The organism is Streptomyces sp. NRRL S-920 (assembly GCF_000717945.1).
GTDB lineage: Bacteria > Actinomycetota > Actinomycetes > Streptomycetales > Streptomycetaceae > Streptomyces > Streptomyces alboniger.
In genome coordinates, this window is sequence record NZ_JODF01000040.1 from 85104 (window position 1) to 99783 (window position 14680).

Below are 14680 nucleotides of genomic sequence, written 5' to 3' on the forward strand. Positions count from 1 at the left end.
CCGGCGGAGCCGGAAAGCGGTGGGGGGAAGCCCGCCGTCCCCGCCGCAAGGGTGAGGTCCAAAGCCCCGGGGCTAGCCACCGCGTACAAGGCCGCAGCCACCACCCTCAAGAAGCACGGCCTGACAGGAACCCGAGCCCAGGTCTACCTGGTCCTCGACCGCTCCGGATCCATGCGCCCGTACTACAAGGACGGCTCCGCCCAGAGCCTCGCCGAGCAGGTGCTCGCCCTGGCCGCCCACACGGACCCGGACGCCACCGTCCACGTCGTCTTCTTCTCCACGGACATCGACGGCACCGGCACCCTCACCCTCACCGAGTACGAGGGCCGCGTGGACGAGCTGCACGCCGCCGCGGGCCACATGGGCCGCACCAGTTACCACCGGGCGATCGAAGAGGTCGTATCGCACTACGAGAAGTCGGCCCACGAGGGCCCCGCCCTCGTGGTCTTCCAGACGGACGGCGCCCCGGACGCGAAGGGCCCGGCGACCCAGGCCCTGGCGGCGGCCGCCGCGCACCCCCTCTTCTTCCAGTTCGTGGCCTTCGGCGAGCACGACGCGAAGGGCTTCGACTACCTCCGGAAGCTGAAGGCGCAGAACGCGGCGTTCTTCCACGCGGGCCCCGCCCCGCGCGAACTCACGGACAAGGAGCTGTACGAGGGCCTGCTGGCGTCCTGGCGCCCGTAGTGCCCAACGCGGCCCCGACGGGGTGGTCCCGGAACCTCCGGGTCCACCCCCCGATATCGATGTGAGTCGATCTTCATCCGGCCGTTAGGATTTCGACCATGGCGGCCACTGGATCCGAGAAGCAGGGAGCGGACGAGAACGCGAAGGCGTTCTACGTCTCGACCCCCATCTACTACGTAAACGACGCTCCTCACCTGGGCCACGCCTACACGACCGTCGCAGGCGACGTGCTCACGCGCTGGCACCGTCAGCGCGGCGAGAAGGTGTGGTTCCTCACCGGCACGGACGAGCACGGTCAGAAGATCATGCGCACGGCCGAGGCGAACGACGTCACCCCCCAGGAGTGGTGCGACAAGCTCGTCACCGAGGCCTGGAAGCCCCTCTGGGAGCACCTGAACATCGCGAACGACGACTTCATCCGTACGACGGAGAAGCGTCACACGGACCGCGTGCAGGAGTTCGTCCAGGATCTCTACGACAAGGGCGAGATCTACAAGGGCGGCTACGAGGGCCCGTACTGCGTGGGCTGTGAGGAGTACAAGCTCCCCGGCGACCTCGTCGAGGCGGAGGACGGGACCAAGCTCTGCCCCGTCCACAAGAAGCCGGTGGAGATCCTCAAGGAGGAGAACTACTTCTTCAAGCTGAGCGAGTACGGCCCGAAGCTGCTGGAGTTCTACGAGGCCAACCCGGGCTTCATCCAGCCGGAGTCCGCGCGCAACGAGGTCGTGAACTTCGTGAAGCAGGGCCTCCAGGACCTGTCGATCTCGCGCTCGACCTTCGACTGGGGCGTGCCGGTCCCGTGGGACGACAAGCACGTCATCTACGTATGGATCGACGCGCTGCTGAACTACGCGACGGCGGTCGGGTACGGCTCCAACCAGGAGAAGTTCGACGAGACCTTCCCCGCCGACGTCCACCTGGTCGGTAAGGACATCCTCCGCTTCCACGCGGTGATCTGGCCCGCGATGCTGATGGCGCAGGGCCTCCCGCTCCCCGGCAGGGTCGTCGCGAACGGCTGGCTGATGGTCGGCGGCGAGAAGATGTCGAAGTCGAACCTCACCGGCATCAAGCCGCAGGACCTCACCGGCCACTTCGGCGTGGACGCGTACCGCTGGTACTTCCTGCGCGCGATCACCTTCGGCAGCGACGGCTCCTTCTCGTGGGAGGACTTCACCGCCCGCTACACCTCCGAGCTGGCCAACGACTACGGCAACCTCGCCTCCCGCGTGGCCGCCATGGTCGGCAAGTACTTCGGCGGCACGCTCCCGGCCGGTGACGCGTCCGGCGACGCCGAGAAGGCCGTACGGGAGGGCCTCGCGAAGGCCGTCTCCGAGGCCGACCGGCTGATCGGCGACGAACAGGACTTCCAGGCCGGCATCCTGGCGATCTTCGACTTCGTGAAGCAGGTCAACGGCTACATCACGGAGCAGGAGCCGTGGAAGGTCGCCAAGGACGATTCGGACGAGGGCCGGGCGCGTCTCGGGACGATCCTCTACACCTCCGCCGAGTCCCTGCGCGCGATGGCCGTCCTGCTCAACTCCGTCATGCCGGAGACGTCCCAGAAGCTGTGGGACTCCCTCGGCGCGGAGACCTCCCTCGGCGCGCTCGCCGAGCAGCGCGTGCAGGACGCGGGCACGTGGGGCCTGCTGCCCGCGGGTACGACGGTGACGAAGGGCGCGGTGCTCTTCCCGCGCCTGGAGGAGAAGCCGGAGGCGTAGCGTTCGCATAGCGGTACGGCCGTAGAAAGTCCCGGTGGCACCCCGTACTTGACGGGGCGCCGCCGGGACTTCCACGTATCGGTTCTTCGATCTCCGATCGGCGGCCCAGAGGAGGCCAGGGTGCGCGGAAGAGGCACACGGTTGCTCGCGGGCGCCATGACCGTGACCTGCATGGTGCTCATCGGCCCCAGCGCGCCGGGCGATGTCTTCCTCAGCAGGTCGCTGCCCGCCGAGGCCGCCGGGGACGTCGTGCCGAACCGGGTCATGACGTGGAACATCTGCAACCCCTGCGGCGAGGGCAACGCCGGCCGGGCGGCGGAGATCGCCAGGTACGCGCCCCAGGTCGTCGGCCTGCAAGAAGCCTGCGTACGGGACGTCGAGAAGATCCGCGACTATCTGAAGGGCCTGCACGGGCTGGACTACCACGTCGAGTACGGGACAGTCCTGCGCAACCGGGGCCGCTGCGGAGGATGGCCCTGGCGGCCGGGCGCGTTCGGCCAGGCGATCCTCTCGGCGGCACCGATGACGGACCGCGTGAACGCGGAGTACCCCGACGGCGGATCCGAGGACCGTGGCTACCTGGCCGTGACCACCGCGGTGGGCGGCAGGTCCACCCGCGTCTTCAACACCCACCTCGCCCAGCGGCGGCAGGAAGCGGTCCGGGCCGAGCAGACCGGCGTACTCGCCAAGGCGGTCGCCCGGCACGACCGGGCGATCGTTCTCGGCGACTTCAACGCCGTACCGGACACGCCCGAACTCACCGCTCTGTGGTCACTGGCCACCGACGCCGACCCCCACTGCCTCCCCATGGGCGCCAGTTCCGCGGGGGACGGCGACACCGGAAGCGGCGTCTGCGAGACCACCACCGACTGGCACGCCAAGTTCGACTACGTCTTCCTGCGCGACTTCGTCCCGCTCAAGCACGGCGTGCGTCCCAGCCCGTACTCGGACCACCACCTGCTGCACACCGACCTGGCCCCCGCCCCTACACCCCGTACGTCCCGACGAGCCGCGCCAACTGCCGTCCGGCCGCCCGCAGAGGCTCCTCGCTCCGGCTGACCTGCGCGGTCACCTCCGCGCCCTCCAACGTACTGATCACGGTCATCGCCAGCTCCCGCGCGTCATCGGGGGCGATCCCCGCCGCGGCGAGCCGCTCCTCGACGATCCGCTCCCAGCCGCGCAGGGCCTGCGCGCAGACCCGCTGGATCTCGGAGTCCGTGCCGAGGGTCTCCAGCGCCGCGGCCGTGACCGGACAGCCGTCGACCCAGCCCGACTCCCGCAGCGCGACGGCGAGTTCGGCCGCGCACCGCTCGACGGCCGCGCCCGGACCGCCCTGCCCCTCCCCCGCAGCGGCCAGCCCTTCCCGCAGCAGGTCCGCGAACTCCTCGGCGCTGTAGGAGAGGGCGGCCACGGCGACGGCTTCCTTGCCGCCGGGGAAGAAGTGGTAGACGGAGCCGAGCGTGGCGTCGGCCTCCTTGGCGATCTGCTTGATGCCCGTACCCACGTATCCCTGCCGCTGGATGAGGCGCGCGGCGACGACGACGATCCGCTCCCGAGTACCGGGAGTCGCACTCTTTTCCTCGCTGCTGCGGCCTGCGCTGCTCTGGGTCATGCCCCCACCCTACCCACTCCTAAGTAGAGCGTTCGTTCTAGAGCTGTGCTACGTTCTCCCCACGCCCTAAATAGAGCGCTCGTTCTAGTCACGAGTAACGTCACTTGGAGCTGAAGAACATGCCGCAGACGTCACGAACCGTCACCGTCATCGGTCTGGGTCCGATGGGCCAGGCCATGGCCGCCGCCTACCTCGACCGGGGCTACCGCGTCACCCTCTGGAACCGCACTCCCTCCCGCGCGGACGCGTTGGTGCGGGCCGGCGCGACGCTGGCCGCGAGCCCCGAGCAGGCCCTGGCCGCGTCCGACGTGACGGTCCTCAGCCTTACGGACCTCGACGCGATGTACGCGATCCTCGAACCCGCCAAGGCGGCGCTCGCGGGCCGCACCCTGGTGAACCTCAGCTCGGACACCCCGGAGAAGGCGCGGGCGGGCGCCCGCTGGGTGACGGAACTCGGCGGGACGCACCTCACCGGCGGCGTACTGTGCCCGCCGCCGCTGATCGGCACGGCCGAGGCGTCGGCGTTCTACAGCGGCCCGCGCGAGGCGTACGACACCCATCGCGACGCCCTCGAAGTGATCACCGGCAAGACCGACTACCGGGGCGAGGACCCGGGCCTGGCCGCCCTGATGTACCAGCTGAACATGGCTGTTTTCTGGCCATCGATGATCGCCTTCTGGCAGACCGTGGCCCTGGCCGGCGCCCACGGCCTCACCGCCACCGAGATCGCCCCCTACGTCACGGAGAACTTCGCGGGCATGGGCCACTTCGTCGACTTCTACGCCGCCCGCATCGACGCGGGCAACCACGAGGGCGATGTGGACCGCACCGCGATGGGCCTGGCCAGCATGGACCACGTCGTCCACACGGCAGCGGACGCGGGCACGGACACGGCGTTCCCGGAGGCGGTGCGGGAGATCTTCCGCCGCGTGGTGGAGGCGGGCCACGGCGCGGACAGCTTCAGCAGGGCGGTCGAACTCATGAGGAAGCAGTGACGCCACACTCGAAAGGGTGATCGCAGTCCACTCATCGGATTTCCGCACCCGGCCCCGAATAGCTTCCCCCCATGGTCACCTCACACCACGAGGCCTCCCACCGGATCTTCCAGGAACGCCCGGAGATCCTCGGCCCCGTCTTCGGACTGCTCGGCATCCCGCCGCCCGCCAAGGCCGTCGTGGAAGTCCTCACGCCCGACACCACTGAGATCCGCCCGATCGAGCGCCGCGTCGACAGCGTGCTCCGCGTCGAGCCGTCGGACGGCCGCGACAGCTTCCTCCTCGCCATCGAGGCCCAGGGGCGGCGCGATGCGGACAAGGCGAGGAGCTGGGCGTACTACGTCGCGTACCTGCAAGCGAAGTACGACCTGCCGGTACTGCTGCTCGTCGTCTGCCAGGACAAGTCGACGGCGAACTGGGCGGCGGGCCCGTTCACCTGCGGAGCCCTGGGATGGACGGCGCTCACCACCCATCCCCTCGTCCTCGGGCCCGAGAACGTACCCGTCATCACGGATCCGTCCGAAGCGGCACGGGACTTGGCGATGGCGGCGTTCTCGGCCCTGACACATGGCCGCAGCAAAGACGCCGGCGCCATACTGGAGGCGCTGGCTCGTGCCCTGCGAGCGACCGACAAGAAGTCCGCCGACTACTACAGCGATCTGCTGGACGTCGGCCTGGGAAACACCCCGGCCGCAGCGGAATGGAGAGAACTCATGACGTTCGTCAGCTATTTCCCGGGCCGGGGCACCTTCCGTGAGGAGGCCTATCTCGAAGGCAAGGAGGAGGGAAGGGCCGAGGGCGCGACCGAGGCTCTGATCGAAGAGCGTGTACGCACCGTCATCCACCTCCTGGAACACCGCCTCGTCCCCCTCCCAGGCTGCGCCCGCGAACGCATCACCACCTGCACCGACCCCGACACCCTCGCCCGCTGGCAGGACCTGGCCTTCACCGTCCACACCGTCGACGAGCTGTTCGCCGAGGACACGCCCCCGGAGGCAACGGCGTAGCAAGCCCCCGGCTCGGTGTGGACCCGGCCGCGCCGGCAGCGCGAGCAGCTGAGCCGAGCCGGGAGCAGATCGCGGGCGAGGCCGTGCGGCTGCTCGACACCGACGGGCTCTAAGCGCTCAGCATGCGCAAGCCCGGCACCCGTCTCGACGCGGGTGCCACCTCCCTCTACCGCCACGTCGCCAACAAGGACGAGCTGATCCAGCGGGTCGTCGACTGGCGCGACGCGGCCGCCCGCAGCGGCAGGACCCAGCGCGAGTTCCCCGCTACCCTGCGCGGCTCGGAGCAGGTGAGCGGGGAGCGGGAGCCGGGGGGGGCAAGGACCCGGCCAGGGCCCCCGAGGAGAACTTCGACTACGGACTCGGCGTGCGGCTCACGGCGATCTGAGTGCCGCCTCGCGGCCAACTGGGCGCGGTCCAGGGCGAACTGAGTACAGCTCACCGTGCGCTGAGCGCTTGCTCACGGTGAGCTAAGTCATGCGCGGTCATGGCTTAATTTGACGCCGCCTTCACACTCGCCTACGTAAGCTTCACTACATGGCCACGACTCCCTCCCCCGACCGGCGGCGCACCGCCGACGAGGTCAACGAGGAGATCCGTGCGCTGTGGCTGGGCGCCGGCGGACGCCTGAGGCCCGACGAGCGACGGGTGTACGAACAACTCGTCACCGAATGGGCCGAAGCGGAAGCCAACTCCTCCCCCACGCACGCCGCGTGATCTGAAACCCCCTGGCAGGAGCGCCCCAAAGGGGCGCGGGGAACTGCGCGACCAGCCACAACGCACCGGCACTCGAGGACGAACACCGGCAGACGCACAAGAAAAGGCCCCGGAACCGACCAGGTTCCGGGGCCTTAAAGCAATCGCTACTGCGCCGCAGGCTTCGGCGCCGCCGGCTTCCGCAGGGAAATGTTCAGCTCCCGCAGACGCGACTCGTCCAGCTCGGTCGGCGCCCCCATCATCAGGTCCTGCGCGTTGCCGTTGAGCGGGAACGCGATCGTCTCGCGGATGTTCGGCTCGTCGGCCAGGAGCATCACGATGCGGTCGACGCCCGGCGCGATGCCACCGTGCGGCGGGGCGCCGAGGCGGAACGCGCGCAGCATGCCGGCGAACTCGTGCTCCACGGTCTCCGCGTCGTAACCCGCGATCTCGAAGGCCTTCAGCATGACCTCGGGCTCGTGGTTCCGGATGGCGCCGGAGGACAGCTCGATGCCGTTGCAGACGATGTCGTACTGCCAGGCGAGGATGTCCAGCGGGTCCTTCTCCTCAAGGTCCTTCATGCCGCCCTGCGGCATCGAGAAGGGGTTGTGGGAGAAGTCGATCTTGCCCGTCTCCTCGTCCTTCTCGTACATCGGGAAGTCGACGATCCAGCAGAAGCGGAAGACGCCCTCCTCGAAGTGGCCCGCACGCTTGGCCGCCTCGACGCGCACCGCCGACATGATCTTCGAGACCTCGTCGAACTCGCCCGCGCCGAAGAACACCGCGTGACCGGCCTCGAGGCCGAGCCGCTTGGTCAGCTCCGCCACGTTCGCCTCGGTCAGGAACTTGGCGATCGGGCCCGACAGCGAACCGTCCTCGGCGACCCGCACCCAGGCCAGGCCCTTCGCGCCCTGCTCGACGGCGTAGTCACCGAGGCCGTCGAAGAACTTGCGGGACTGCGAGGCCGTGTCCGGCACCGGCAGCGCGCGCACGTGCTTGCCCGCGAATGCCTTGAAGTCGGAGCCCTCGAAGATGTCCGTGATGTCGTGCAGTTCGAGCTTCGCGCGCAGGTCCGGCTTGTCGTTGCCGTACTTCAGCATCGACTCGCGGAACGGGATGCGCGGGAAGGGAGACGTCACCTCGCGGCCGTTGCCGAACTCCGTGAACAGCTCCGTCATCAGCTTCTCGATGGGCTGGAAGACGTCCTCCTGCTCCACGAAGCTCATCTCGACGTCGAGCTGGTAGAACTCGCCCGGCGAGCGGTCCGCGCGCGCGTCCTCGTCGCGGAAGCACGGCGCGATCTGGAAGTAGCGGTCGAAGCCCGAGATCATCAGCAGCTGCTTGAACTGCTGCGGCGCCTGCGGCAGGGCGTAGAACTTGCCCGGGTTGAGGCGGGAGGGGACGACGAAGTCGCGCGCGCCCTCGGGGGAGGTCGCGGTGAGGATCGGCGTCGCCATCTCGTTGAAGCCGAGGGCCACCATCTTGGAGCGGATGGAGGCGATCACGGCCGAGCGCAGCATGATGTTGCGGTGCATGCGCTCGCGGCGCAGGTCCAGGAAGCGGTACTCCAGGCGTCGCTCCTCGTTCACCCCGTCATCGGCGTTGATCGTGAAGGGCAGCGGGCCCGCCGCACCGAGCACCTCGACCTCGACGGCCTCGATCTCGATCTCGCCGGTCGGCAGCTCCGGGTTCACGTTCTCCGCGCCGCGCGAGACGACCTTGCCGTCGACGCGGACGACCGTCTCCTTGGAGAGCTTGTCGAGCGTCTCGGCGGCGGGCGTACCCGGGCGGGCCACCAGCTGCGTGATGCCGTAGTGATCGCGGAGATCGATGAAGAGAATGCCGCCCAGGTCTCGGCGATTGTGCAGCCAGCCGCTCAGCCGGACGTCAGTGCCGACGTCAGAGGCGCGGAGCTCGCCGCAGGTGTGGGACCTGTACCGATGCATCGTCGTTCATCCAGTCTTCGCGAATAGGGGAGAGAGCAGACCCCCCAAGGCTACCGTCCGGGCGAAGATCGCTTTCCGGATATCCGCCGGGGCCACCCCGTCCAGGGGCCCGTGGCGCCGGGGCTCGGTGGCGGCGGGCCCGTACATCTTCCTAAAGTGGGTCAATGCGCACCGACGATCCCCCCTCGCAGGTGGGGAACGATCCCCTCTCGAAGGTGGGGGACGAGTCCCTGCCTCCCGTAGGGGATGTCCTGGCCGCCATCGCGACCGGCCTGTGGCGGTGGGACAACGCGTCCGGGACCGTCACGCTCGACGCCGAGGCGGCCCGGCTCCTCGGTCTGCCCGCGCGCGCCCAGACCCTCACGGAGGCGGCCGTGCGCTCCCGCTTCCACCCGGTCGACTGGAACGAGATCTACGGAACCGTCCAGCTCGCCGTCGCCGAGGGCACCCTCGCCGAGGCCCGACTGCGGATCATGGACGACACGGGGCGCCGGGTCCTGCGTACCGTACGCAGCCGCTCCAAGCCCGTACTGCACGACGCGACCGAGGCGTACGAGCTGATCGGCACCCTGCAAGAGGTGTCCGAGCCCACGCCGGGCACCGCCGCCCGCACCCCCGTCACGGGTGACTGGCGGCGCTCCCGCGAGGCGTTCCTGCTGGACGCCGGACGGGCGCTGGCCGAGGCGCGGTCGACGGAGGAGGTGCTGCGGGTCGCCGCGGGGCTCTCCATGCCGGGGTTCTCGCCGGACGGGCTCGCCGTCTTCGGCGTGGCGGGCGACCGGCTCTCGATCATCGGGCACCACGGCCACCAGCCGGGCGACGACGGCCCCTTCTCCGCGATGCCGCTGGACACCGACTACCCGGCCGCCGAGGTGGTGCGCACCGGCCGCGCCGTCTACCTCTCCTCCCCGGAGGACTACCGCCGCCGCTATCCGGCGGCCTGGCCGCTGGCGCGGCGCTTCGAGCGGCAGTCGTGGGCGTTCCTGCCGCTGACCGTCGCGGGCCGCACGATGGGCGCGTGGATGGCCGCGTTCGCCTATCGGGTGTCCTTCACCCCCGACGAGCGTTCCGTCCTGACGACGGTCGCCCGGATGCTGGCGCAGGCCCTCTCACGGGCCGGGGTCGCGGAGTCCGAGCGGGAGCTGACCGAGGGCCTCCAGCGGTCGATGCTGCCGATGCTCGGACCGCGGATCCCCGGGATGAGCGTCGCGGCCCGCTATGTGCCGACCGGCGGCGGCCTCCAGGTCGGCGGCGACTGGTACGACATGATCCCGCTGCCCAACGGCCGCATCGCCTTCGTGATCGGCGACGTCCAGGGGCACGACGTGCGCGCGGCGGGCCTGATGGGGCAGCTGCGGATCGCCCTGCGCGCGTACGCCTCCGAGGGGCACCGCCCGGACGCGGTGCTGTCGCGGGCGACGCGTTTCCTCGCGGGGATCACGGAGTCCATCACCTACGGGTCGAGCGGCAGCGGCGCCGACGAGTCCACGGTCTACGACCCGCGCTTCGCGACCTGCCTGTACGTCGAGGCCGACCCGGCGACCGGCGTCCTGGAACTGGCCCGCGCCGGCCACCCCGAACCCGCGATACGCACGAGTGACGGAACGGTTCTGCAACGGCCCACCGCGGGCGGTCTGCCGCTGGGCATCGACCCGGACGCGGACTATCCGACGACCCGCCTCGTCCTTGAGCCCGGCGAGACCATGCTGATCTGCACCGACGGCCTGATCGAGACCGGCGGCCACGACCTGGACAGCGGCTGGGCGCGGATCAGGTCGACCCTGGAGGGGTATCTGGGCGAGGACGAGGAGGACGGCCTCGAACTCCTCGCCGACCGGCTCGTGCAGACCGTGCACGGGCCCACCTCGCACTACACCACCGGCCCGCTCGCCGACCGCCGCGAGGACGACATAGCGGTACTGCTGCTGAGCAGGACGAGCCGCCCCGAGCACCGCACGGACGCCCGCCGCACGGTCCTCACGGTCGCGCAGGCGGAGCCCGAGCGGGTCGCGGGAGCCCGCCGCCACCTGCGAGAACTGCTGCACGACTGGGCGGACGACGACCAGGTCGACTCGGCGGTCCTGATGGTCTCGGAGATGCTCACGAACGTCCTCGTGCACACGGACGGGGACGCCCTCCTGGTCGCCGAGGTCACCGGCGAACCGGGCGCGCGCCGGCTGCGTGCCGAGGTCGCGGACGCCAGCGACGACCTGCCGCACAAGCGCCAGCCGGGCGAACTGGCCTCCTCCGGGCGCGGCCTCGTCCTGATGGAGCTGCTCGCCGGGGCGTGGGGCGTGGACCCGCGCGGAGACGGCAAGAGCATCTGGTTCGAGCTCTATGAGGGCGCGGGGGCCCCTGACGGTTCGGCGGGGGGTCTGTAACGCGCGGGTTGTCGTGGGCTGGGCGCGCAGTTCCCCGCGCCCCTTCGGGGCGCTCTCCTCGGGGCGCTAGAACGTAGCGGAGTAGCGGGAGCGCAGCTCCGACAGGACGCCGAAGGCCGCTGCCGTAAGGGGTACGGCGAGCAGCATCCCGAGGATCCCTGCCACGGACGCGCCCGCCGTGATGGTCAGCATCACCACGGCCGGGTGCATCTGCACCGTCCGGCTCTGGATCACCGGCTGGAGGACGTGCCCCTCCAGGACCTGCACGGCGAGCACCACCCCGAGCGCCCACAGCGCGATGACGAAGCCGCGGTCGGCGAGGGCGACGAGGACGGCGATCGCGCCGGACAGGAACGCCCCCAGGTACGGGATGTAGGCGCCGACGAAGACGAGCGCGCCGAGGCCCACCGCCCCCGGCACATCGAGGATCAGCAGGCCGACGGTGATGCAGAGGGCGTCGATGAAGGCGATGATCGTCGTGCCCCGCATGAAGCCCTCGATGGCGCCGAAGGCACGGTGAGCCATAGCCTCCACGACATCGGCGGAGTCCCCCGGCGACAGCGAGCGCAGTGCGGCCATCGCCTTGCCGGAGTCCCGCAGGAAGAAGAAGACCAGCAGGAGGGCGAGTACGGCCATGGCGATGACCTCGCCGACGACGCTGAGCCCGCTGAGCACCCCCGAGGCCGCGGTCCCGCCGAACTTGCCGAGCAGTTCCTTGGCGTTCGACGCCAGGTCGTCGAGCGAGGTACCGGCGGCCCCGAAGTACTTGGCGAGGTCGGTCGCCGCGGTCCGCAGGGAGGCGATGATCTGGTCGCCCGTGTCGATCAGGGCCTTGGCCACGATGTAGGTGACCCCGCCGACCACGGCGACGACGGCCGCACAGGTCAGCCCGGCGGCCAGCGACCGCTGCACCCGCATCTTGAGCAGCCGCCGGTAGAGCGGCCCGAGGAGCGCGGTCCCGAGGAGGGCGAGCAGGACCGGCGTCACGGCCGTCTGGAAGGTGACGCACAGCCAGACACCGACGGCGGCCACACCCACGACGAGCAGCACCACCGCGCACCAGGCGGCGAGGCGCCGGACGGGTTCGGGGAGAAGGGTCAGCACCCTCCCACCCGAGCACGCCGCCCGGCGCCGCGCACGTTATGTACGGCTACATGCCGTGCACGGCCGGAACCGTGCCGAGCAGCCCCTTCTGAAAGTCCTCGAAGGCCTGCCGCAACTCGGCCTGACTGTTCATCACGAACGGGCCGTAGTGTGCCATCGGCTCACGGATCGGGCGGCCGCCGAGGAGTACGACCTCCAGGTCGGGGGCGTGCGTGTCCTGTCGTTCGTCCGCGCGGACGGTCAGCGAGGAACCTGCGCCGAAGACCGCGGTCTGGCCGCTGTGTACGGGGCGGCGCTCGGCGCCGACCGTGCCGCGCCCGGAGAGGACGTACGCGAGTCCGTTGAAGTCCGCCTGCCAGGGCAGCGTCACCTCGGCGCCGGGTCGCACGGTCGCGTGGATCATCGTGATCGGCGTGTGCGTGATGCCCGGGCCCTCGTGGCCGTCCAGGTCACCGGCGATGACGCGGAGCAGCGCGCCGCCGTCGGGGGAGGCGAGCAGCTGGACCTGGCCGCCGCGGATGTCCTGGTAGCGGGGGTCCATCATCTTGTCCTTGGCGGGCAGGTTCACCCACAGCTGGAGGCCGTGGAAGAGGCCGCCGGACATGACGAGTTCCTCCGGCGGCGCCTCGATGTGCAGCAGGCCGGAACCCGCCGTCATCCACTGGGTGTCGCCGTTGCGGATGGTGCCGCCACCGCCGTTGGAGTCCTGGTGGACGAAGGTGCCGTCGATCAGGTACGTGACGGTCTCAAAGCCGCGGTGCGGGTGCCACGGAGTGCCCTTCGGCTCACCGGCCTCCCACTCCACCTCACCCATCTGATCCATCATGATGAACGGGTCGAGGTACTTGTAGTTGATCCCCGCGAAGGCCCGGCGCACCGGGAAGCCCTCGCCCTCGAAGCCGCTCGGCGCGGTGGTCACGGCGAGCACGGGGCGCGCCACGGCATCGGCCGGGGCCACCACTCGGGGCAGGGTCAGCGGGTTCTCGACGGTCACTGCGGGCATGGTCGGGACCTCCTTGTGCGCTCACTTTAGTTGAACATAGAACTTTCTGCCACTTGAACGAACGAAACCCGGAGGGCATTCCCTCCGGGCTTCTCCGGTCTGCGCGGGTGGCTGGTTCTGTCCCGTCCCCTTCCGGCTCGGCCTCCGGTCCGGCCTCCGGTCCCGTCTCCGGTTACGGCCCGACCGGCTCCAGCTGGAGGTAATCGAGATTCCAGTTCTGGAACGCGCCCGCCTCCAGGGACACGCGTACGGTGTGGCGCCCGCGCGTGAGGCGGCGCGGGTCGCGGCTGTCCTGGAGTGCGAAGGCGTAGTGGGCCGTCGTGTTGGCCACGTGCACGGGCCTGCCGGGCGGGCCGCCGTCGTAGGCGATCCGATAGGTCCCCGCGGGCGTGTACGGGGACGACGCCCGCGCCTTGAGCGTGTAGCTGCCGTCCTTCGGTACGTCCACTCCGTACGTGATCCACTCCGCGCCGCGCATCCAGCACACCACCACGGCGCCGTCGTGGTCGCACACGTCGACGTGGTCGCCGCGCCGCCCCGGCCCGTCCCCCCGGTTCCCCGCATCGGTGTCGTGGTAGGAGACGCCCGCGCCGCCGGGGGCGTAGTTCTCCGCCTGGACGCGTACCGCTCCGGGCGGCACCGCGTCCGCGACGCCCTTGGTGAGGTAGGACTCCAGCGTCTCGACGTTGTCGGTCTGGATGATCGTCGCCTGGAAGCCGGCGATGAGCGCCGCCCAGCCGCGGGCGGGGTCGATGAGGGAGGCCTCGTCGGTGAACTTGGCGGCGTAGTCGTTCCGCATGGTGTTGAACCACACACGGCCGGTCGCCCGCAGCCCCCGGAGGAAGGCGGGCTGGGCCACCCTGTCGCGGACGTCGTCGAAGACCACCTCGAAGGCGGGCGGCCTGCTCCTCCCGAACTCCTCGACGGATGCCGCGTTGGTGTCGTCCACCAGGTGCATGTACAGCGCGCCCCGGTGGCGGTCGAGGAACGCCCGCACCTCGGGCACCGGAGCGGGTGACTTGAAGAGGCCGTTGCGCACGGTGCCGGTCTCCTCCAGCACCCGCCAGACGGCCTCGCGGTCCTTCCACGCCTGGTCGAGATTGACCAGGCCGAGCGTGCGGGCGGTCTGTATGGCCTCGGCGAGCGTGGGGATCCGTTCGCCGGTGAGTGGTGCCTGGCGGCCGCCGAGACCCGCGCGCAGGCGCAGGCCGCGCAGCTGGGCGTGGGTGAGGTCGGCGACGCGGCCGGTGCCGTCCGTAGTGCGGTCCACGGTCGCGTCGTGCATCAGGACGGGCACCTTGTCCCTGGTCAGTCGGACGTCCACCTCAACGATCTCGGCGCCGTCCGCGAAGCCCGCGCGGATCGCGGCGAGACTGTTCTCGGGCGCCTTGCGCCACTGCCCCCGGTGGGCGGCGGTCATCACCCGGGCCCTGGGCCCACGGTCGAGGAAGTCACGGTGGGCACGGTCGGCGGGACTTTCGGCGCGCGGCTCGGTGCGGGGTAAGGGGGCCGGGGGCTGCTCGGTGCGGGGCAAGGG

At 70.3% G+C, this 14680-nt stretch carries 12 protein-coding genes and 1 pseudogene; 8 read left to right on the plus strand and 5 right to left on the minus strand.

What is annotated here, in order from left to right; all coding sequences use genetic code 11:
• Positions 1 to 51: 51 nt before the first annotated feature.
• The 3 genes from IG54_RS43640 (at position 52) to IG54_RS0125700 (ending at position 3461) form a co-directional block, all read left to right on the plus strand.
• The gene (locus IG54_RS43640) at positions 52 to 684 is read left to right on the plus strand and encodes a VWA domain-containing protein (RefSeq protein ID WP_324615429.1); all 633 of its coding nucleotides are present in this window, start codon (positions 52 to 54) and stop codon (positions 682 to 684) included.
• A 98-nt stretch (positions 685 to 782) separates the two neighbouring features.
• A complete protein-coding gene (metG, locus tag IG54_RS0125695; protein WP_030789051.1) occupies positions 783 to 2402 on the plus strand; it encodes a methionine--tRNA ligase in 1620 nt (539 codons plus the stop codon).
• A 156-nt stretch (positions 2403 to 2558) separates the two neighbouring features.
• Positions 2559 to 3461, plus strand: a complete 903-nt coding sequence (locus tag IG54_RS0125700; RefSeq protein ID WP_078594497.1) for an endonuclease/exonuclease/phosphatase family protein — start codon at positions 2559 to 2561, stop codon at positions 3459 to 3461.
• Here the strand turns inward: IG54_RS0125700 and IG54_RS0125705 are convergent.
• A complete protein-coding gene (locus tag IG54_RS0125705) occupies positions 3388 to 4014 on the minus strand; it encodes a TetR/AcrR family transcriptional regulator (RefSeq protein ID WP_051819939.1) in 627 nt (208 codons plus the stop codon). The genes IG54_RS0125700 and IG54_RS0125705 overlap by 74 nt on opposite strands.
• Positions 4015 to 4133: 119 nt before the next feature.
• Here IG54_RS0125705 and IG54_RS0125710 point away from each other — a divergent pair, with 119 nt between their 5' ends.
• The 4 genes and pseudogenes from IG54_RS0125710 (at position 4134) to IG54_RS0125730 (ending at position 6730) form a co-directional block, all read left to right on the plus strand.
• The gene (locus IG54_RS0125710) at positions 4134 to 5009 is read left to right on the plus strand and encodes an NAD(P)-dependent oxidoreductase (RefSeq protein ID WP_030789062.1); all 876 of its coding nucleotides are present in this window, start codon (positions 4134 to 4136) and stop codon (positions 5007 to 5009) included.
• A 71-nt stretch (positions 5010 to 5080) separates the two neighbouring features.
• Positions 5081 to 6016, plus strand: coding sequence for a hypothetical protein (locus IG54_RS0125715; RefSeq protein ID WP_030789065.1), 936 nt, complete (start codon positions 5081 to 5083; stop codon positions 6014 to 6016).
• A gap of 15 nt (positions 6017 to 6031) precedes the next feature.
• A pseudogene (locus IG54_RS40550) lies at positions 6032 to 6231 on the plus strand (TetR/AcrR family transcriptional regulator); the annotation flags it as partial.
• A 319-nt stretch (positions 6232 to 6550) separates the two neighbouring features.
• On the plus strand, positions 6551 to 6730 hold the full coding sequence (locus tag IG54_RS0125730; protein ID WP_030789072.1) for a hypothetical protein: 180 nt from the start codon (positions 6551 to 6553) through the stop codon (positions 6728 to 6730).
• 146 nt (positions 6731 to 6876) lie between these two features.
• Here IG54_RS0125730 and aspS read toward each other — a convergent pair whose 3' ends face one another.
• A complete protein-coding gene (aspS, locus tag IG54_RS0125735) occupies positions 6877 to 8655 on the minus strand; it encodes an aspartate--tRNA ligase (protein WP_030789075.1) in 1779 nt (592 codons plus the stop codon).
• Between the two features lie 164 nt (positions 8656 to 8819).
• Between aspS and IG54_RS0125740 the strand changes: the two genes are divergently transcribed.
• Positions 8820 to 11036 carry an ATP-binding SpoIIE family protein phosphatase gene (locus tag IG54_RS0125740; protein WP_051819942.1) on the plus strand — a complete coding sequence of 739 codons (2217 nt, stop codon included), beginning with the start codon at positions 8820 to 8822 and terminating at the stop codon, positions 11034 to 11036.
• Positions 11037 to 11102: 66 nt separating this feature from the next.
• Here the strand turns inward: IG54_RS0125740 and IG54_RS0125745 are convergent, their stop codons facing one another.
• The 3 genes from IG54_RS0125745 to IG54_RS0125755 form a co-directional block, all read right to left on the minus strand.
• Positions 11103 to 12137, minus strand: a complete 1035-nt coding sequence (locus IG54_RS0125745) for an AI-2E family transporter (RefSeq protein ID WP_030789081.1) — start codon at positions 12135 to 12137, stop codon at positions 11103 to 11105.
• Between the two features lie 49 nt (positions 12138 to 12186).
• On the minus strand, positions 12187 to 13143 hold the full coding sequence (locus IG54_RS0125750; protein WP_030789084.1) for a pirin family protein: 957 nt from the start codon (positions 13141 to 13143) through the stop codon (positions 12187 to 12189).
• A 172-nt stretch (positions 13144 to 13315) separates the two neighbouring features.
• A partial coding sequence (locus IG54_RS0125755; RefSeq protein ID WP_051819954.1) for a glycerophosphodiester phosphodiesterase family protein occupies positions 13316 to 14680 on the minus strand: 1365 nt, incomplete at its 5' end.